The following is a 20,615-nucleotide window of genomic DNA, read 5'->3' as shown; positions in this document are numbered from 1 at the left end:
ATCAAAAATATGACAATTTTAAAAGAAATGAATGATTTAGACTGGTTTGATGTTTGTGCATTAGAAGATATTACGCCAAATACAGGTGTGGGCGCACTGATTGAAAATCAGCAAATTGCGATATTCCGTGTCGGTGAAGAAAAGCGGGTTTATGCACTGAGCAATCAAGATCCGTTTAGTCAAGCCTATGTTATGTCCCGCGGTATTATTGGTGACTTGCAGGGTGAGCGTGTTGTGGCATCACCCATTTATAAACAGCATTTCAGCCTTGCTACTGGACGCTGCTTAGAAGATAAAGACCAAAAACTCTTGGTTTTTCCAAGCAAAATTGAAAATGGCCGTGTGCTGATTAGTCCAACTGCTCAAAAAACCTATATTACCAATAACGCGCCATCGTCTGAGTTGATGAAACTTGTTTTGGTCGGCAATGGCTTAGCAGGTATGCGTTGCTTAGAAGATCTGCTGGATATGGCGCCAGAGCGTTATGAAATTACGGTCATTGGTGAAGAACCTTGGGGTAATTACAACCGAATTATGCTTTCACCTGTGCTTTCAGGTGATAAAACCATTGAAGATATCATGCTGCATTCACATGCTTGGTATAAAGACAAAAATATCCGTTTTGTAGCAGGTGATGCGGCGGTACGCATAGACCGTCCGCGCAAGCAGGTATACACAGAAAAAGGCTTGGTCATCGATTATGACCGTCTGATTTTAGCAACAGGTTCTAAGCCGTTTATTCCACCAATACCGGGAACTGACTTCAAAGGCGTTTTAAGCTTCCGTGATATTTATGATGTCAACAAAATGCTGGACTACTGCAAAACGAAGAAAAATGCAGTGGTGATTGGCGGCGGTTTATTAGGGCTAGAAGCAGCTTATGGTCTGAAACAGCGTGGCATGAATGTTACGGTATTGCATTTGATGGATCGTATTATGGACCGTCAGCTGGATGAAAAAGCCAGCCTGATGCTGAAATCAGCGATTGAGCAAAAAGGCATTCGGATTTTGACTGCAGCGAATACCCAAGAGTTAATTGGGCAAGATAGTCATGTGACGCAATTACGTTTGCAGGATGGCACGGTATTAGCTGCAGATCTTGTCGTGTTTGCAGTTGGTATTCGTCCAAATATTGCATTGGCACAAAGTGCAGGGCTTCGATGCGGACGCGGTGTGATGGTGAATGACACCATGCAAACCTTTGACCCAAGTATATATGCCGTTGGGGAATGTATTGAACACCGCAGTCAAACCTTTGGTCTGGTTGAACCGCTTTGGGGACAGGCTTTCATTTGTGCATCACATTTGGCTGAACATGGCAGCTTAACCTTCAAAGCGCCTACGGTTCCGACGCAGTTAAAAGTCAGCGGCTGTGACGTATTTTCAGCAGGAAACTTTGAACCGCAGGATGATTTTGAAGACATCATTTTGAATGATGAAAAGCGTCAAATTTATAAACGCATTATTATTCAAAAAGATAGAGTGATTGGCGCTGTGCTGTTTGGTGATACAGAAGACGGTGCGTGGTATGCAGAATTGATTTCAGATCAAACTCCAATTTCAAGTATCCGAAACAAATTGCTGTTTGGTAAGGATTTTGCATTAAAGAAAGCAGGGTAACGGAATCGCCCTGATAAAAAAAGATACAAGATTTAAATCGTCATTGGATACGCGATAACGTCATCCGCTGTTGTTTAAGGCAGGATTGCAGATGAATAGTCATGTATTTGCAATACATCTGTTAGAAGCCGGTAGTGGACGAGTTCAGCGGATGACAATGGTTTTGCCTACTTTTCCCGAAAGAAAAGTAGGTCGAACCGAATGTTGACCTTTAAATATAAACGTAAATGAAAAGACACCGATTCGAGCGTGTTAAGTGTTTAAAAAAGTTTGGAAAAGGAGCCAGCAGAAGTGAATAGCATCCCGATCGTGGAACTGCATAGCTCCACAGAAAATAAAATTAAAACAACGCAAACCACTTGTCCATATTGCGGTGTCGGCTGCGGCGTGAGCGCAACAGTTGAACAGACAGCTTTAGGGCAAAAAGTGAGCGTGACTGGCGATGCGAACCATCCATCAAACTATGGCAAGCTGTGCATTAAAGGCAGTAACTTAGCCGATACGATGGGATTAGAAACACGTGTTTTACAGCCGATGCTTGGGCGTCAAACATCACCATTTCATACTCGTCAGGCTACAGATTGGAACACAGCAACAGCACTGATTGCCGAAAAATTTCAGCAATGTATAGATCTTTACGGACGTGAAAGCATCGCTTTTTATGTGTCGGGCCAACTGCTGACGGAGGATTACTATGCCGTTAACAAATTTGTCAAAGGCTATTTAGGTACGGCAAATATTGACACCAATTCACGGCTTTGCATGTCATCGGCTGTGGCGGCACATAAGCGTGCATTTGGTGAAGATCTTGTACCAGCAAGCTATGAAGACTTTGAACACACTGACATGGTTGTTTTGGTGGGTTCTAATACTGCTTGGTGCCATCCAGTGCTGTATCAGCGCATAATGAAAGCCAAAGAAGAACGTGATTTATTTGTTGTCGTGATAGATCCGCGTTTTACCAGTACATGTGAAGCTGCAGATTTGCACTTGCCAATTTTACCTGGCCAAGACGTTGCATTGTTTAACGGCTTACTTCAGTACTTAGTTAAAAATAATTATAGCGATCTTGAATTTATAGCGAGTCATACACAAGGTTTAGCTCAGGCTTTGCAACAAAGTGAATCAGAAGCATCTATTGAAGCTGTTGCAGAACGCACAGGTATTTCATTAGAAAAATTAAATATTTTCTTTGAAAAATTTGCCAAAACAGAAAAGGTCATGAGCCTATTTTCTATGGGGGTTAATCAGTCTTCGCGCGGTGTAGACAAAGCCAACAGTATTATTAACTGCCATTTGCTGACTGGCAAAATCGGAAAATTAGGTGCAGCGCCTTTTTCTATGACAGGTCAGCCCAATGCAATGGGTGGCCGCGAGGTTGGCGGCTTAGCCAATATGCTGGCTGCGCACTTAGATGTCGATAACACAGCGCATCAGGCATTAGTACAAGCGTTTTGGCAAAGTCCATTTATTGCCAATAAAGCGGGATTAAAAGCGGTTGATCTGTTTCAGGCGGTTGAAAGCGGCAAAATAAAAGTCATCTGGATTATGGCTACTAATCCTGTAGTTAGCTTACCAGATGCAGATCAAGTCAAACGTGCCTTAGAGCAATGCGAGTTTGTAGTGGTGTCGGATATTTGCAAAGACACAGACACAGCAATATATGCAGATGTGCTTTTACCTGCATTGGGCTGGGGTGAAAAAGACGGAACCGTGACCAATTCTGAACGCCGTATTTCACGTCAAACTGCATTTTTAGATGCGCCGGGTGAATCCAGAGCAGACTGGTGGTCTATTGCACAAGTTGCGAAAAAGATGGGTTATAGCGGTTTTGACTACAGCAGCAGCTATGACATATTTATTGAACATGCAAAATTATCTGCTTATCAAAATGCGCCTTTAGATCAACGTGATACCACTGAGTCTTTCCGCTACTTTAACTTGCAGGGTTTAAGTAAGTTATCTGCACAAGATTATGATGAATTAAAGCCTGTGCAATGGCCAGTTTGGCGGTTAGATCAGTGCGCTGATGCAGTCAGCCGTTTGTTTGCAGCAGGCCAATTCAGTCATGCCGATGCAAAAGCCAAATTTGTCGCGACAACCGCTGTTGATCCTCTAAATAAGGTTTGCAGCGAATATCCGCTGATTTTAAATACTGGCCGTATCCGTGACCAATGGCACACCATGAGCCGTACAGGTTTATCTGCAAATTTGAGTACGCATATCGCTGAGCCATTTTGTGAAATACACCCGCAAGATGCACTGAAATTTGGTGTTAAAGATGGTGAACTGGTTGAGGTGAAATCACAGTGGGGCTTATGTATTTTACGTGCACAGGTCAGCAGTAAAATTCGACGCGGTCAAATCTTTGCGCCAATTCATTGGAATGACCAAGTCGCATCGGATGCGCGTATAGGCAAAGTGGTGAATCCTGTGGTCGATGCACTATCTGGTGAGCCTGAATTTAAACATACACCTGTATTTGTACAGCCGTTTTATACACAGTGGCAAGGCGTGCTGTACGTGCGTCAGGGCTTTGAACACATTGTGCAATCTACCATTCAAAATACGATTTGGTGGACTAAAGTCACCACAGCAAAAGCTACTCGCTATGAACTTGCAAACCGTCAAAAATTCAGCACTATAGCGCAGCAGCTGAAAAACTTGCTGCCATTTACTGACGAATCATTTGAATGGCTGAATTTAGAGGATCAAACGGCACATTTAAGCCATTCTGTGGTTCTGCAAGACGGTCATCTGATTGCAAGCTTGTATATTGCGCCTAGAGCATTGCTGCCTGATCGTGATTGGATTGCAGGCATGTTTAAGCGTGAACGGCTGAGCGCAATGCACCGCAAAGCGCTGCTGGCAGGTCAGCCAATGAATATGACCAACAGTGCAGGTCCGCTGGTGTGCAGCTGCTTTAAAGTCGGCAAAAATACCATTATCGAAACCATTAAAGAAAAGAATATTAGCCATGAAAAACAAGTCACAGCATGTTTAAAAGCCGGCGGTAATTGCGGTTCGTGCTTAGCAGAAATACGGGGTTTGATTAAAGCCTGTCAGACGGAGTACGCAGAATGATGAAGAAAATCACCAAATCAGTAGGCTATCCAGAAACAGACTTGGTTATTTTGGCGGGTGGTCAGGCCCGCAGAATGAACGGAATGAATAAAGTGCTGCAAAAATTTGATAATGAAATTCAGCTGATTAAGATCCATCAGCAGTTGAAATCACGGGTTGAAAATGTCTGGATCAACAGCCATCGTGACCATTCGATTTATAAACGGCTCATTCCCTCGATCCGCTTTTATCAAGATGATGAAGCCGGATTTTTAGGGCCATTGATAGGGATGAAAAGCGCGTGGTCACATGTTGAGTCTGATTATGTTTTGTTTGTCCCGTGCGATGTGACCTATATCCCGAAGAAAGTGCTTTCGAGATTGCATCAGGCCATGCAGCGGGATCCCTTGTGTGAAGTAGCTGTAGTGGAAATTAATGGCAAAGCGCTGTATCCATTTTGTTTGCTGAAACGAAGCAGTCTCACAATGCTGCAGGTGCATCTTGATCAAAAACAGCGCAGTTTGAAGGGGTGTTTTAGTAAAATGCACATGCAAGTTGCACGTTTTCAAAATAATGCACTCTTTTTTCACAGCATTAACTCTCTAGATGAGCTGCAGCAGCACCGTCAGCTGAATTTTCTCTAAAAGCTGTACCTTTTGCGGAGCTTTCATTTCAAATAATGAGCCTAATGTGCTGTTTTTGAACCCAGAGAGAAAATCTACAGCCAATATGAAGCTTTTGAGCATGATATCTAGAGATAAAACAGACTGCTTTTATACCTTAGATAATGGGCTTAACGGCAATTTATATTTTTAATTGCTATTAGTTATTTATAAGTTATTGATTTTGTGTGTCAAAAAAACAAACCAAATCCTCTGAAATAAATATTCAAAAAAGCGCAAAGTTGGAACACTTATTGCAATTTTTACTGCAAGAAAAGAGGGCGCAAAATTTGTACTGAGCTAAGACAGGGCAAATGACAGCACCATGGAAGATAAACATGAACAGCATGACACAATTACAGCCAGCGACCATTTTTAAGGATCAGTTTGGCCGTGAAAAACGCAAATTGCGCATTTCAGTGACAGACCGCTGTAATTTTAAATGTGTCTATTGTATGCCTGAACATCCTGAATGGATGAAAAAACATAATCTTCTTAGTTTTGAATCACTTTACAATTTTTGTGAGTTTATGGTGCTGCGCGGGATTGATCAGATCCGGATCACGGGCGGCGAACCTCTCATGCGTCAAGGCGTTGTGCATTTTATTCAACAGCTGCAGCAGTTGAGAAAGCTAGGCCTTAAACGTATTTCCATGACCACCAATGCGCATTACCTGAAGCAATATGCACACGCCCTAAAACAAGCAGGACTAGACGGCATAAATATCAGCTTAGACAGTTTGGATGAAGCGCAATTTTTCCAGCTGACACAAAAACAATTACAGCCTGTATTAGACGGGATTGAAGCAGCTCAGCAAGCGGGCTTTGAAATCAAAATTAATTCTGTGTTAATCAAAGGTCTAAATGAACAGCAAATCATTCCATTAACAGCATGGGCGCTGCAAAAAGGTTTCGAACTGCGGTTTATCGAGTTTATGCCGTTGGATGGCGATCAAAACTGGTCTAAAGCTGCGGTCGTTACTGAACAAGACATACTGGATAAACTAAAGACTGCTTTTGAAGTGCAAACACTGCAAGGTCAAGGCGCGTCACCAGCCAGATCATACTTAATCAACGGCTTGCCTATAGGCATTATTTCAACCATCAGCAATTCTTTTTGCGGCAGCTGCGACCGTTTGAGACTGAATGCGCAAGGCGAGTTTTTTAACTGCCTGTTTGCCCGAAAAGGTTTAAATCTCAGCCATGAAATTCAGCAGCTGAAAAGCAGTAAAACAACAGAGTTAATGCCGCTCGATGCAATGGCTTTGCAGCAAAAATTAGGCGGTTACATTTGGCAGAAGGAACAAGGCTTTCATGCCATAACTACCCAATCCAGCCCATCTAGAAAAATCAGCATGCATATGATTGGAGGTTAAAGATGACTCAGATCACCATCAAAATAGAATCTTTTGGCGCTATTGAACGCCTGCTGCCAGCGAATTTAAGTCTGACTTGCTTGGCACAGCAGTCAATTGCAGAGGTTTTGCAGCAAGTTGCAAATCAATTTCCAGAATCATTCAGCATGCTTGAGCGCTGCGCCTGTGCCATTGGGGAAGACATTGTGCCAAGACAAACCGCATTGATGCAGGACAGTACCGTTGTGCTGCTGTCACCTGTGGCGGGAGGCTGAATATGGAGCTCAAGCATATTTCACGCATACAAGATACAGTATTCAGCCAAGCTGATTTTGACAGCATTGAGGCATTTCCTGAATGCGGCGGTATAGGTGTATTTATTGGCGCGGTTCGTAATCACCATGAAGGCAAAGCGGTAAAAGCCCTGAAATATACAGCTTATGCGCCTGTGGCTGAGAAAATGATCCGACAAATTGAACAGGAAATTCAAGCCAAATACGACGTGTCATATGTACGGGTTGTGCATCGTATTGGCAGTTTAGATATTGGTGATACTGCAATTATTGCTATGGCTTATGCACCGCACCGCCGTGAAGCTTTTGCAGCCTGCGAAGAAGCGGTTGAACGTGTAAAGCATGAAGTGCCTGTTTGGAAAGAAGAGTTTTATATGGATGGCAGCAGTCAATATGTAGAGGGCTGCTGTATTCGTAAGGATCACGCGCCTGAAGTGGCAGATCACGAAACGAAGCATGCTCATGTTCATAGCGAGTCATGCGAACATTCACATCAAAATAGCCAGACCATGCATTTGAACGCCAATATTTACCAATGGCATTTATAAAACCCAAAATTCAATATTTTCAATATTACAGCTGAAAATGAACAAAATAAGGATAAAGCAATGAAAAATGTGGGCATGAAAGCGGAAAGTTACCGTACAGCCATTGCAACTGGAATACTGCATGCACCGCCACATTGCATTGAACTGCTGCGTAATGGCAATACAGAAAAAGGCGATGCGCTGAAAACTGCACGTATTGCGGGTATTTTAGGGGCTAAACGTACCGATGAACTGATTCCGCTGTGTCATCCGCTGCCAATCTACCGTGCAGATGTTGAATATGAATTGTTTGAGGCGCATGTTGAAATTAGCGCAGTGGTTGAAACCATTGGCCCAACGGGTGTGGAAATGGAAGCTTTAACTGCTGTCAGCCTTGCGGGTTTAACGCTGTATGACATGCTTAAACCGCACTGTGAACCAGAGAATTTGTGCCTAGATCAGGTAAAACTGCAAAAGAAAAAAGGCGGTAAATCACATTTTACTCGTGTGCTTAAAGAAAGCTTATCGGCATCAATTATTGTGCTTTCAGATACAGTTGCAGCTGGTAAAAAACCGGATACCGCTGGGCAAAATGTCCTCGAAATATTGGAAGAAGCAAACTTCAGCAATATCAGCTATCAAGTGATACCAGACAGTCCTGAACAACTGCTTGCCTTGATTGAGCAGCAAAAAAATCAATACCCGCTGATATTGACGGTTGGCGGTACGGGTTTAGGGCCAAAAGATTTAACTGTAGAAACGATACAGCCGCTGTTAAAACGTGAAATTCCGGGTTTGATGGAGGCTTCACGCAGTTTTGGTCAAAAACGCACGCCTTATGCTGCGCTTAGCCGTGGTGTTGCGGGCTATATAGATAACAGCCTTGTCATTACATTGCCGGGCAGCAGACAAGGCGCAAAAGAATCACTTATTGCCATTTTACCTGCCTTGGTACATCTATTTGATGTGCAGAAGAATATTCCGCATGCAGGAGGCTATCAATGAACCAAGCTGTATTACATACAGGCTGCGGTGCTGAGGCTGGACTGATTTCAGTTGACGAGGCTCTTGCGCTGATTCAGACACATACGCAAAGTTTGGCGCATGAAACTTTGGAACTTCAACACGCTTTAGGCCGTTATTTGGCGGCAGATGTGCATTCACAAATTCAGCTGCCCTTATTTGCTCAAAGCGCTGTAGACGGCTATGCCATTTGCGCGGCGGGTGAAATTAAAGCAGGTACGCAATTTGAGCTCATTGGAGAAATCCGCGCAGGGCAAACGGCTGAAACTATTTTAAAAGCAGGCCAAGCTGTCCGTATATTTACTGGCGCGCCGATTCCTGAAGGCACGACTACAGTAGCACGGCAAGAAATTGTGAAAGCGGATGCACAGCAAATTGAATTGACTTCAGTTTTAAATAAGCATGCGGATATTCGTGATGCAGGTGAGGAATTCTCAGAGGGTCAAATATTGGCAAGAAAAGGCCAAAAACTTTCTGTGGGCGCAATTGCAGCACTGAGTATGGCAGGTATTTCTCATTGTGAGGTCTACGCTTACCCTAAAGTTGCGGTGGTCATTACAGGTGATGAAGTTGCACAAAATATAGAAGATTATCGTGCAGGTAAAATATTTGATGCCAATGCGCCGCTGATTTTAGTATGGTTTCAGTCGCAGCACGTCCAAGTTGAAGTGATTCATATTGCAGATGAAAAACAGGCGGTTTTAGATTTATTCAACCGTTTAAAAGACAGCTTTGATTTAATTTTAACGACTGGCGGCGTATCTGTCGGTGATTATGATTTTGTTCGGCCGGCAGCCTTGGACATCGGTTTTCAGCAAATTTTCTGGAAAGTGAAACAAAAACCCGGCAAACCGATGCTGTTTGCACAATATCGACGTCCTGACAGCAGTTCCTGTTATTTACTCGGACTGCCGGGCAACCCCGCTGCAGTCTATGTCGGCATGCAAATTTATACAGATAGATTATTGAAAGCCCTACAAGGTCAAACACCTGCGCTGGACTGGTTCAGCGCAGTCATGACACATGACCTAAAAGCAGATGCACGTGAGCGGTTTTTAAGAATGTCGGCGCACTTTGATAAGCAAGGCAAGCTTCAACTAACCAGCCTGTCTAAACAGCAGTCGCATATGTTGAGCAATTTAATGCAAGCCAATTGCATTGTTCGGATTCCTGCAGGGCAGTCTGTGCAAGCAGGACAAATTCTTCAAGGCGTATTTATTCAGCATTAGGAGTTTGCTATGCGATTCAAATTTATTTTAGCAGTAGGACTGAGCTTCATTGCTGGCGCATCTCAGGCGGAAATAGTCAAAATTTATGCTGCAGCCAGTTTAAGCAATGCTATCAGCGATATTGCAAAGCAATATCAGGCACAGAATCCAGACATCAAAATTGTACCGGTATTTGGCGCGTCATCTGCTTTAGCCAAACAGATTGAAGCCGGTGCGCCAAGTGATTTGTATTTTTCAGCAGATGTGGACTGGATGAATTATTTGGTGCAAAAACAGAAAATACCTGCAAAGCAAGTATTCAACATGCTAAGCAATGATTTGGTGCTGATTACGCCTAAAGCGGTGAATATGCAATTTAAAGCCGTGCCGCAGTTTAATTTTGCCAAGGCATTCAAAGGTCACTTATGTACAGGGCAAATGGAGTCTGTACCTGCTGGAAAATATGCCAAACAAAGCCTAACCAAGTTGGGCTGGCTATCAAGTTTGAATGGAAGGATTGTCGGGACAGATGATGTACGATCGGCTTTGGCTTTTGTCGAACGAGGTGAGTGCCAAGCGGGGATTGTTTATCGTACCGATGCGATGATCAGTTCTAAAGTTAAAATAGCCGGGATTTTTCCAAACCATACCCATCAACCCATCATTTACCCATTGGCTTTAACACAGCAAGGCGCAGCTAAACCTGAGGCCGTGAAGTTTTACCGTTATCTTAAAGACCATGCGCAAAGCAAAATGCTTTTTAAGCATTATGGCTTTGGTGTGAAGGGCTAAAGCATGCTAAGCCCTGAAGAGTGGAGCGCCTTGTATCTGTCGGCTAAGGTTGCCATTTGCGCCACTGTATTTTGCTTACCATTTGCTATAGGGCTGGCATGGGTTTTGGCGCGCTATGAGTTTCATTTAAAATTTTTGGTCGAAGCACTTTTACAAATGCCAATGGTGCTGCCGCCGGTGGTTCTAGGATATTTGCTATTGGTGCTGTTTGGTTCAAATGGCTGGATCGGCAAGATGCTAATTGAATGGGGAATTCAGCTGGTTTTTAATTGGAAAGGCGCCGTTTTAGCATCGATGATTGTGTCATTTCCGCTGATTGTGCAGCCGATCCGTTTGTCTTTTCAAATGATCAATCAACAGCTTGAGCAGGTTGCAGGCTCACTAGGCGCACATCCTTTACGGGTATTTGTCTCAATCAGCCTGCCGCTGGCTTTACCAGGGATTTTAATTGGCAGCATTTTAGGCTTTAGCCGAAGTCTAGGTGAGTTTGGCGCAACCATTACCTTTGTCGGCAATATTCCAGATGAAACCCGAACCATTCCTATCGCCATTTATTCGCTGATACAGCAGCCAAATGGTGAAGAGGCCGCAATGCGTTTAGTGATCCTTTCATTGCTGGCGGCTTTTGGCGCATTGATTGCCAATTATTATATTTTACAGCGCTATCAGCGAAAACTCGGAGCCGACCATGCTTCAGTGTGATTTTCAGTTTCAATACACCGATTTTAAGTTGCAGGCTCGGCTGCAGATGCAGGATCAGCTGCTGGGCATTATGGGGCCATCAGGTAGTGGGAAATCTACGCTGCTGAAAAATTTGGTTGGTTTGCTGCAGCCGCAGCAAGGGTTTATTTCGCTGAATCAGTGTGAATTGTTTGATGCCGCACAGCAAATTAGCGTGCCGATGCATAAACGCCATATAGCGCTGATTTTTCAAAAGGCATGGCTTTTCCCGCATATGAATGTGCAGCAAAATCTGCAATATGCGGAGAACTTAGACGCTCAGGAAAATGCGAAATTTAAATTTGAGCAAGTGACTAATCTGCTTGAGTTACAGCCACTGCTCAAACGGCGGGCGCATGAACTTTCTGGCGGTGAGGCGCAGCGCGTTTCCATAGGACGCGCATTGCTGTCACAGCCTGACTTACTGCTGTTAGATGAACCGCTGACAGGACTGGACCGCAGGCTGAAAGATCAAATATTGCCATTTTTAAACACGGTGAAAGAACAGTCGGCGCTGCCGATGATATATGTCACGCATCATGGTGATGAGTTAGATTATTTAAAAGCCCATATTTTGCATATAGAAAATGGTCAAATAAGTTTTTAAATAAATATAAATTATATAAGTAATAACAGTGAATTAGATGAAAAAATGGCAATAAGATGCATCTTAAAGTTTTGATTAGAACTATGAAAAACTCATTTTCTAGATTAAATTGTTACAAAACAAGGGAGAACACAGCGTTTTCCCTTTTTTATTCCTAATGATCTTGGAAATAATGATTTGTACGACTGACCGTGCAGACAGGGAATCTAATCGATGCATGATGATAGCTTAGCCACACATAAATCAACTGCAAAACTGGGTGCAGGGCTATCTAATCGGCATATCACAATGATCAGTATCGGTGGTGTAATTGGTGCTGGACTGTTTGTTGGGTCATCTGCTGCTATCGCAAAAGCCGGGCCAGCCGCTGTTCTTGCATATATTATTACCAGTATATTGGTTTTTTTAGTCATGCGAATGTTGGGGGAGATGGCAGTAGCTCAACCTGACACCGGCTCATTTTCAACCTATGCTAGAAAAGCCATAGGGCCATGGGCTGGCTTTACTATCGGATGGTTATATTGGTGGTTTTGGGTTTTAGTTATTCCTATTGAAGCAATTGCCGGTGCAGAAATTTTGCATGCATGGTTTCCATCAATATCCAGCGCTGTCTTTGCAACTATTTTTATTATTCTCCTCAGTTTAGCCAACTTTTTTAGTACTCGAAGTTTTGGTGAGTTTGAATTTTGGTTTTCTCTGATAAAAGTCTTGGCTATTGTGATTTTTATCGCCATTGGACTCACCGCAATATTTGGATTTTGGCCCTTAGCACCTGACGTGAGTGGTGTAGAAAATCTGTTCAAAAATGATGGATTTATGCCAAATGGCCTGGGTGGTGTACTTTCAGCAATATTGATTTCAGCATTTTCATTCTTTGGTGTAGAAATACTATCGATCGCTGCAGCAGAATCAAAAGATCCTGAGCAAAAAATTAAACGCGCAACCAATTTAGTGTTGTATCGGGTCATCTTATTTTTTGTGGTTTCAATTTTTATAACGGTTGCACTGGTAGATTGGCGTTCACCGCAATTACAACAATTAGGCACTTTCCAATATGTCTTGGTCAGTTTAAATGTCCCTCAATCCAAATTGATTATTGATAGTGTGGTATTTATTGCAGTTGCAAGTTGTATGAATGCCGCACTTTATAGTTCTTCAAGGATGTTATTTTCATTGGGGACACGTAAAGAAGCACCTCAATGGGTCACATCTATTAATGCCTCTGGTGTACCTGCTATTGCTGTATTTGCATCGTCTGTAGTGGGCTTAATTTGCTGCGCAGTCAACTATTTATTTCCAGGCCAAGTATTTGGATTTTTACTGTCTACAACAGGTTCAATTGCCTTATTGGTTTATTTAGTGATTGCATTTTCACAGCTTAAATTGAGAACACAAATCGAAAAAAATGGAACTGAGGTTGCGTTTAAAATGTGGCTATTTCCATGGCTGACATGGGCAGTCATTTTGGTGATCTTAAGTGTGCTGATCTATATGTTTTTATCTCCAGCCTACAGTTATGAAACTTCATTATCTTTAGGTGTTACGACATTGGTGGTTCTCTGCGGCTTAGTTGTGACAAGAAAAGCTAAGTTGAAGAATGATTCCGAACTGAATTAAAAATAAAGGTTTCGCCGATAAAAATCGTAATCATGAACCAATGGATTGTCTTTAGCATGTGCCGTGTCAGGGGATTAAAGCGAATGCCTTACGTTATATCTCTATGGCAATCCATGTTTAAACAAATTCAAAGATTCACTTGACCTTCGACCAACTCCAAGCTTTATAATCATTAAAATTTTCTTGATTGATGCAATATGCGTTCTGCGACATGGATAACAGTCTTAGTTGGATTGTTCATGTTCCAAAGCCTTTGGAACGTGGCAGCCGCTTTCTGTGTGCATGAAGAGCAAACTCAAGTTGTTCAAAGCTATCATTTTGGTCATCATCAAAATACCTTATGCGTCAGCAGTGAAACCAATCCACAGCATTCGTTGCATCAAGCATCTGAATCCAGTAGCAAACCAGTCAAAAATACCGCTAACGATCTGCAACTCGGTGAAGATCATCAAGACCATTTACCGTCTATGACGCATTTGATTGTACAAAACCAACAATCGATTCTTTTTATTGCACATCAGAGCTTTGAATATTCGCCAAAATTTGTTTGGAAGAATCTTTATCAAGCCCCTGATTTATTACTGCAAACACCTCCTCCTGTTTATGCCCCGCTAATGGCGGGGTAGCCTAAAACATTCCCGCCACTTTTTTTAATAAATGAGTGGGAAAAATCATGTCTTTATATTTTACGACGTTTATAGGTCTAGGCTTAGCTGTCGGTATTTCGACGGCCTTACAAAGTACTTTTGCGCAAAATGTTAGTAGTTTTGAATTGGCATTTGCCAAAGTACAAAATTACCAAGCACAAACAGATATTTGGCAACAACAACAGCAAATCTCTGATTTTAATCTGCGTCAAAGCAAGCTCTGGCAGAACCCAAGCCTATCGATTGAACAAAATGGTTTTGGTAAAAATCAAGATCAAGAGCTCAGTATCGGAATCAGCCAGCCAATGGATGTATTCGGTCAGCGTAAAATCAATCAAGCACTCGCGAGTACCTCTGCACAGCAAATACAGTTGCAACAGCAAATTTGGAATGCGCAAAGTCAGTTGATTGTGAAGTTTGCATGGTCACAGCTAGCCATCGCTCAAAATGAGCAATCGATTTACGCTACACAGCTCAAACTCAGTAAATCTAATTTGGACAGCGCGCAAAAACGCTATCAGGCAGGCAGTATTGCTTTGGTGGATGTAGAGCGCGCTCAAATTGAAGCTTTGGAAATACAGCGTCTATACCAACAGGCGCTTTTAAAACAGCAAACTGTGGCGCGTCAGCTTTCTAATTTATGGGGTGAAACCACCTCGCAAATCGCGTTGAATAACAGTGTTACACCGTGGCCTGAACAGAGCCAAAGTTTAGTTGAGCGTAATTTATCGGAAGGCTGGTTACAAAAATTGTATGCCTTGAATATTCAGCAGGCAAATCAGCAAATTGAACATTTAAAAGTACAGACACGTCCAAACCCAACCCTAAATATGGGCATGTCACGTACCAAGTCTCCAACAGATACCAATGATACGGTCTTGGTACTTGGTGTGGATATTCCGCTAAATATTTTTAACCGCCAGCAATATGCCATTCCAATGGCGCAAAAACAGCAAATTTTATTAAATCATCAGCAACAGCGCGAGTTAAAACAGCAAGTTTTGGACATCGCCAACAGCATTCACCAGCTTAAAGGTCTACGTACGCAGTTTGATGCCACAGGCAGTCAGATTGGCTTGGCTGAAAAGGTTCAAAACCGAACTTTGCAAGGTTTTCAGGCAGGGAAATTTGCCATTACAGATGTACAGCAAACCACAAAACAACTCCAAGACCTTCGACTTAGCCAAATACAAATTTTGGCGCAGGCTTGGCAGAGCGCACTCAGTGCTGAAGCCCTAAGTATTGGCACTAGTTATGAAGAAATCAGCCGTTCAGATGCTTATAGCCAACTAAATAAAAAAGCCATTGAAGCATCCCAAACCCTCATCAACAGCGCATCAGCACAATAAGGCAGTTAATCACATGAAAATTAAACAAGATGGAAAAATTTCACAGCCTTTGATGATTGCAGTTTTGATTGGCTTAACGTTGATGCTGTGTACTGCTATTTGGTTAAGTACAAATAAATCCAATGCGGATAAAACTGAGTCTGAAGGTGAAAATAGCGAAGCCAAAAAGAATGATGCTGAAGCAGAACATGCGGAAGAAGGTGAACTGCAACTCACCGCTCAACAAATGGTGGAACAAGGTATTAAAATGGCGACTGTAGAAAATGGTCTGGTCGAAAATATTATTCAATTGCCAGGTAAATTGGCCGTTAATACAGATCAACAGGCACATATTTCCCCAAACTTCAGCGGTCATGTCGAACAAGTGAGTGTAGCACTCGGTCAAACCGTACAAAAAGGGCAGACCTTAGCTGTGCTTTCTGTGCCTGAATTAATTGATCAGCAAGCTAATTTGCGTATGGCAGAAGCCAATTTAGATTTGTCTCGCCAAGATTATCAGCGTGAGCAAAAGCTATGGTCTCAAGGGATTTCTGCCAAACAGGACTTTCAGCGTGCTGAAAATGCCTATCGTCAGGCTCAAATTAGCGTACAGTCGACACAATCGCGCTTGCAAGCTTTGGGCGCGAATAGCGGTCAAAACGGACGATTTATCATTCGTGCGCCTATTGCAGGTGTAATCAGTCAAAAAGATATTGTTGTAGGTGAAAATGTGCAATTGGCAGATCAATTGTTCACCATTGAACAGCTAAAAGATTTGTGGCTAGAATTTAACTTAACTCATCAATATTCCGCACAATTACAAACGGGTCAAAACGTCTCTTTCAAAATCAATGGCTCAGATCAGCTCTATAGCGCAGAGGTACAAAGCCTGACGTCAAAGGCAGATGTGCAAACGGGACGCTTGGTGGTACGTGCCAAATTAAAACAACAATCTGCTGAGCTTCGCCCGAATGTGATGGTCAACGTGCTATTGGCTGATTCAGGTACTAAAAAAGCATTACGGGTGCAAAAGTCCGCCGTACAAAGCATAGAGAGTAAAGACAGTATTTTTATTGTTGAATCTGAGCTAAAAGGCCAAGTGCATTTAAAAGCACAAGCGCTAAAACTTGGACAAGCATCCAGTGATGGGCAATGGCTAGAAGTGATTTCGGGTCTTGAGGCAGGGCAAAAGTATATTTCCCAAGGCAGTTTTTTACTGAAATCTGAACTGGAAAAAGATGAGGCTGGCCATGAACACTAATTCAGAGAACACGAACACAAATTTGCCAAAGCCAGCAGGTCTATTCGAACGCATTATTCAGTTTTCAATTCAAAATGCAATTTGGGTGATGCTGTTTGTCTGTACATGGATTGCCGTCGGGATTTACAGTTATCAAAAACTGCCGATTGATGCTGTACCAGATATTACCAATACCCAAGTTCAAATAAATACGCAGGCCAATGGCTTTACAGCGCTAGAAGTGGAACAGCGGATTACTTATCCGATTGAAAATGCGATGGCAGGTATTCCAGATTTGGAATTGACCCGTTCTATTTCCCGTTATGGCCTGTCACAAGTCACGATTGTCTTTAAAGACGGTACGGATATTTACTGGGCACGTCAGCAAATTAATCAGCGGGTACAGGAAGTTCGGTCGTCATTGCCAGCTCAGGTTTCTCCGACGATGTCGCCAGTTTCGACAGGTTTGGGCGAGATTTATCAATGGGTGCTGAAAGCAGAACCCAATGCAAAAAAAGCAGATGGTACGGCATATAGCGCGATGGATTTGCGTGAAATTCAGGACTGGATTGTGCGTCCGCAATTACAGCGTGTACAAGGTGTTGCCGAGGTCAACAGTATTGGTGGTTTTAATAAAACCTACGTGGTTTCACCTGATTTAAACCGCATGCAACAGCTGAACCTGTCATTAGAACAATTACAGCAAGCGCTTACAGAAAATAATGAAAACCGTGGTGCAGGATTTATTGAGGAAAATGGTCAGCAGTTAACAGTTCGAGTGCCGGGAACCTTAAACACCATTTCAGATATTGAAAACACCATGATTGACAGCCCAAATGGCAGTCCAATTCGGGTGGGTGATATTGCGCAAGTCTCCATTGGGCATGATTTGCGCACAGGTGGTGCAACCTATAACGGAGAAGAAACGGTTTTAGGTATTGCCATGATGGCTATGGGACAAAATAGCCGAACTGTCTCGAAAGCTGTAGATTCCAAAATTAAAGACATTCAAGCCAGCTTACCCAAAGGGGTAAAAATTGAAACAGTGTATGACCGTACCACATTGGTGGAGAAAGCGATTAAAACCGTTCAAAAGAACTTGGTTGAAGGCGCAATTCTAGTCATCATCATTTTATTTATCTTTTTAGGCAATATCCGTGCAGCACTCATTACGGCCTGTGTTATTCCGCTGTCAATGCTGTTTACCTTAACCGGCATGGCACAAAAGAATATCAGCGCGAATTTGATGAGCTTAGGTGCGCTGGATTTCGGGATTATTGTTGATGGTGCTGTGGTCATTGTTGAAAACTGTATCCGCCGCTTGGCGCATGCACAGCAAACATTAAAGCGTCCATTAACGCAAAATGAACGTTTTAAAGAAGTCTTTTTGGCTGCACGTCAGGCGCGCCGTCCGCTGATATTCGGTCAGTTAATTATTTTAGTGGTTTATTTGCCAATTTTTGCTTTAAGTGGTGTAGAAGCAAAAATGTTCCATCCGATGGCATTAACTGTGGTATTGGCACTTGTGGCGGCGATCATTCTGTCTATTACATTTGTACCTGCTGCTGTAGCGCTTTGGGTGAAAGGTGAAATTAAAGAAACAGAAAGCCGTTGGATGAATTGGCTGAAAAAGCAGTATCTTCAAATTTTAAATAAAGCCTTTCATTACAAGGCTGTAGTGATGACTTTTGCACTGTGTTTACTGCTCATTACAGGGCTTTTAAGCACCAAAATTGGCAGTGAGTTTGCACCACAGCTGAGTGAGGGTGATTTTGCAGTTCAGTTGATGCGCTCACCAAGCACAGGCCTAGAAGAATCATTAAAAATGCAGGAGAACGCTGAGAAATTGCTGCTGAAAAAATTTCCAGAGATTCAGGCTGTATTTGCTCGTACAGGTACAGCAGAAGTGGCAACCGATGTAATGCCTCCGAACATTTCCGATGGTTATATTATGCTCAAACCACGTAATGAATGGCCAAACCCTAAAGAAAGTGTGGATGAACTGCGTGGCCGTATGGTGGCTTATGTGGCTACAATTCCAGGTAATAACAGTGAGTTTTCCCAACCTATTGAACTGCGCTTTAATGAGTTGATCTCAGGTGTGCGTAGTGATGTGGGCGTTAAAATATTTGGCGATGATATGCAAGTGCTTAACACAGAAGCCACTAAAATTGCCAAAATTATGCAGCAAGTTGCGGGGAGTAGCGCCGTAAAAGTTGAACAAACCTCAGGTTTGCCTTTATTAAATATTGAAATAGATAAGGCTTTGGCTGCGCAATATGGTTTAAGCGTTAAATCTATACAGGATACTGTGGCAGCCAGTGTCGGTGGACAAAGTGTAGGGGAGATTTTAGAAGGCGATCGCCGTTTTGACTTTGTTATTCGTTTAAATGATCAAGACCGTAATGTAAGCACGATTTCACAACTACCGTTAAAGTTGCCAAATGGTGGCAGTATTGTACTCTCAAATGTTGCCACAGTGTCTAATGTAGATGGGATCAATCAAGTCAGCCGTGAAAATGGTAAACGCCGTATTGTAGTGACTGCCAATGTTGAAGGCCGTGATTTAGGTTCTTTTGTGGCGGATATGCAGACTCAGCTGAAACAATATGCATTACCAAGCGGTTATTGGATTGAATATGGCGGTCAATTTGAAAACCTTGCATCTGCCAAAGCAAGAATGCAAATTGTCATTCCTTTAGCACTACTGACCATCTTTATTTTATTAATGGCAGTATTTCATAATGTGAAAGAAAGTCTGCTGGTCTTTACTGGCGTACCCTTTGCCTTAACGGGCGGTGTATTGTTTCTTTGGTTAAGAGATATTCCGCTTTCGATGTCTGCAGGGATTGGATTTATTGCACTCTCAGGTGTTGCTGTGCTGAATGGCCTGGTCATGCTGACCTTCATTAAAGAACTGGGGGACAAGTATCCATTGCATGAAGCCGTATGGCAGGGCGCTGTACTTCGATTACGCCCAGTACTCATGACTGCCTGTGTTGCCTCTTTAGGTTTTGTACCAATGGCTTTGGCAACAGGTACAGGTGCGGAAGTGCAACGGCCTTTAGCCACGGTTGTGATCGGCGGTATTCTTTCTTCCACCTTGCTGACCTTGGTGCTATTGCCAGTGCTTTACCGCTGGCTTAATACAGCTCGATCTCAATAATCTAGACTAAGCAATTTTGATTAAAACGATATTGCATTAACCCATACGGTTCATTCATTAGACAGAATGGATCGTATGGACTTACGATTTATCAATTTCTGTTAATTGTTGCAGATCATTTAAAATAACTTCTCTGGCTAAATGGCCTTGCGATGAAAGTGTTAACTTCATCAGATCATCTATAGAAATTTCGGTTATATTTTCAATCAGTTCGAGTTTTTCGACTATTTCTTTAAAGTCGCCTTATGCTGCGTTGCCAGCAAAGCGCATTCATTTGACCTTCGAAATGACTATGAATCAATTCAGAAAATGTAGTGACTACACCAATTTGAGGATGCTGGGAAAAAGTATTGCTCATAATAGGGATCAATTTAAATCTGAGGCGAAGATACTGCGTGCAAGGAATAGCTACAAGGATTCACAGTTTTATTTTATCTTAAAACATAAACTGCTATACAAGATTATTCGAGCTTAGGTATTAATCGTTACGCTTTTTGTTTGGCTTTTTGGCGTAAGACATACAAATATAAATTTTCTACTTTTTCACGTGCCCAAGGTGTAGTACGTAAGAATCGCAGTGAGGATTTAACGCTTGGATCTATGCAAAAACATCTAATTTCAATTTTACGGCTTAAGCCTTCAAAACCACCGTAGTAATCCAATAATTCATCCAAGATGTCAGCAAGTTTTTTGCCGTGTAAAGGGTCATTGGAGGTGCTCATATTAGATCAATCATATTTTGGGAGA

At 42.6% G+C, this 20,615-nt stretch carries 17 protein-coding genes and 1 pseudogene; 16 read left to right on the top strand and 2 right to left on the bottom strand.

Annotation, left to right across the window (positions count from 1 at the left end; all coding sequences use genetic code 11):
• The first annotated feature begins 9 nt into the window (after positions 1 to 9).
• The 16 genes from nirD to FTU36_RS05180 all read left to right on the top strand — a co-directional run bounded on the left by nirD (position 10) and on the right by FTU36_RS05180 (position 19,868).
• Positions 10 to 1,620 carry a nitrite reductase small subunit NirD gene (gene nirD, locus FTU36_RS05255; RefSeq protein ID WP_180116942.1) on the top strand — a complete coding sequence of 537 codons (1,611 nt, stop codon included), beginning with the start codon at positions 10 to 12 and terminating at the stop codon, positions 1,618 to 1,620.
• A 291-nt stretch (positions 1,621 to 1,911) separates the two neighbouring features.
• Complete coding sequence (locus FTU36_RS05250; protein ID WP_180116940.1) at positions 1,912 to 4,704, top strand: nitrate reductase; 2,793 nt, start codon at positions 1,912 to 1,914, stop codon at positions 4,702 to 4,704.
• Complete coding sequence (locus tag FTU36_RS05245; protein ID WP_373683881.1) at positions 4,704 to 5,327, top strand: molybdenum cofactor guanylyltransferase; 624 nt, start codon at positions 4,704 to 4,706, stop codon at positions 5,325 to 5,327. Before FTU36_RS05250 ends, FTU36_RS05245 begins: the two co-directional genes overlap by 1 nt.
• Positions 5,328 to 5,683: 356 nt before the next feature.
• The gene (gene moaA, locus FTU36_RS05240; RefSeq protein WP_180088303.1) at positions 5,684 to 6,721 is read left to right on the top strand and encodes a GTP 3',8-cyclase MoaA; all 1,038 of its coding nucleotides are present in this window, start codon (positions 5,684 to 5,686) and stop codon (positions 6,719 to 6,721) included.
• 2 nt (positions 6,722 to 6,723) lie between these two features.
• Positions 6,724 to 6,975, top strand: a complete 252-nt coding sequence (locus FTU36_RS05235) for a MoaD/ThiS family protein (RefSeq protein WP_180116939.1) — start codon at positions 6,724 to 6,726, stop codon at positions 6,973 to 6,975.
• A 2-nt stretch (positions 6,976 to 6,977) separates the two neighbouring features.
• A complete protein-coding gene (locus tag FTU36_RS05230) occupies positions 6,978 to 7,541 on the top strand; it encodes a molybdenum cofactor biosynthesis protein MoaE (RefSeq protein ID WP_180004420.1) in 564 nt (187 codons plus the stop codon).
• 60 nt (positions 7,542 to 7,601) lie between these two features.
• Complete coding sequence (gene moaCB, locus FTU36_RS05225; protein WP_180054741.1) at positions 7,602 to 8,525, top strand: bifunctional molybdenum cofactor biosynthesis protein MoaC/MoaB; 924 nt, start codon at positions 7,602 to 7,604, stop codon at positions 8,523 to 8,525.
• Entirely contained in the window at positions 8,522 to 9,772 is a 1,251-nt protein-coding gene (locus tag FTU36_RS05220; protein WP_180082471.1) for a molybdopterin molybdotransferase MoeA, read from the top strand. The genes moaCB and FTU36_RS05220 overlap by 4 nt, the downstream gene beginning before the upstream one ends.
• A gap of 9 nt (positions 9,773 to 9,781) precedes the next feature.
• Entirely contained in the window at positions 9,782 to 10,543 is a 762-nt protein-coding gene (gene modA, locus FTU36_RS05215) for a molybdate ABC transporter substrate-binding protein (protein ID WP_180116937.1), read from the top strand.
• A gap of 3 nt (positions 10,544 to 10,546) precedes the next feature.
• Positions 10,547 to 11,245: a molybdate ABC transporter permease subunit gene (gene modB / locus FTU36_RS05210; protein ID WP_180114681.1), complete on the top strand. Its 699-nt coding sequence runs from the start codon at positions 10,547 to 10,549 to the stop codon at positions 11,243 to 11,245.
• Positions 11,232 to 11,870 (top strand): ATP-binding cassette domain-containing protein, encoded by a 639-nt coding sequence (locus FTU36_RS05205; protein ID WP_180117005.1) that lies wholly within the window; start codon positions 11,232 to 11,234, stop codon positions 11,868 to 11,870. The genes modB and FTU36_RS05205 overlap by 14 nt, the downstream gene beginning before the upstream one ends.
• Before the next feature lie 213 nt (positions 11,871 to 12,083).
• Positions 12,084 to 13,487 carry an amino acid permease gene (locus FTU36_RS05200; RefSeq protein WP_180116935.1) on the top strand — a complete coding sequence of 468 codons (1,404 nt, stop codon included), beginning with the start codon at positions 12,084 to 12,086 and terminating at the stop codon, positions 13,485 to 13,487.
• Positions 13,488 to 13,684: 197 nt separating this feature from the next.
• Complete coding sequence (locus tag FTU36_RS05195) at positions 13,685 to 14,113, top strand: cation efflux protein, CzcI-like (RefSeq protein ID WP_218945786.1); 429 nt, start codon at positions 13,685 to 13,687, stop codon at positions 14,111 to 14,113.
• Between the two features lie 47 nt (positions 14,114 to 14,160).
• Positions 14,161 to 15,483 carry a TolC family protein gene (locus FTU36_RS05190; protein WP_180116934.1) on the top strand — a complete coding sequence of 441 codons (1,323 nt, stop codon included), beginning with the start codon at positions 14,161 to 14,163 and terminating at the stop codon, positions 15,481 to 15,483.
• A gap of 13 nt (positions 15,484 to 15,496) precedes the next feature.
• Positions 15,497 to 16,723, top strand: coding sequence for an efflux RND transporter periplasmic adaptor subunit (locus FTU36_RS05185; RefSeq protein ID WP_180116933.1), 1,227 nt, complete (start codon positions 15,497 to 15,499; stop codon positions 16,721 to 16,723).
• On the top strand, positions 16,713 to 19,868 hold the full coding sequence (locus FTU36_RS05180) for an efflux RND transporter permease subunit (RefSeq protein WP_180116932.1): 3,156 nt from the start codon (positions 16,713 to 16,715) through the stop codon (positions 19,866 to 19,868). Before FTU36_RS05185 ends, FTU36_RS05180 begins: the two co-directional genes overlap by 11 nt.
• Positions 19,869 to 19,952: 84 nt before the next feature.
• On the opposite strand, the pseudogene FTU36_RS16695 reads toward FTU36_RS05180, so the two are convergent.
• Positions 19,953 to 20,226, bottom strand: a pseudogene (locus FTU36_RS16695) (DUF1826 domain-containing protein); the annotation flags it as partial.
• Between the two features lie 127 nt (positions 20,227 to 20,353).
• A complete protein-coding gene (locus tag FTU36_RS05175; protein ID WP_180008158.1) occupies positions 20,354 to 20,590 on the bottom strand; it encodes a VF530 family DNA-binding protein in 237 nt (78 codons plus the stop codon).
• Between the last annotated feature and the right edge of the window lie 25 nt (positions 20,591 to 20,615).

Origin of the sequence: Acinetobacter sp. YH12096 (assembly GCF_013419215.1) — a bacterium.
GTDB classification, from domain to species: Bacteria; Pseudomonadota; Gammaproteobacteria; order Pseudomonadales; family Moraxellaceae; genus Acinetobacter; species Acinetobacter amyesii.
This window is presented reverse-complemented; position numbering and strand designations above follow the sequence as displayed.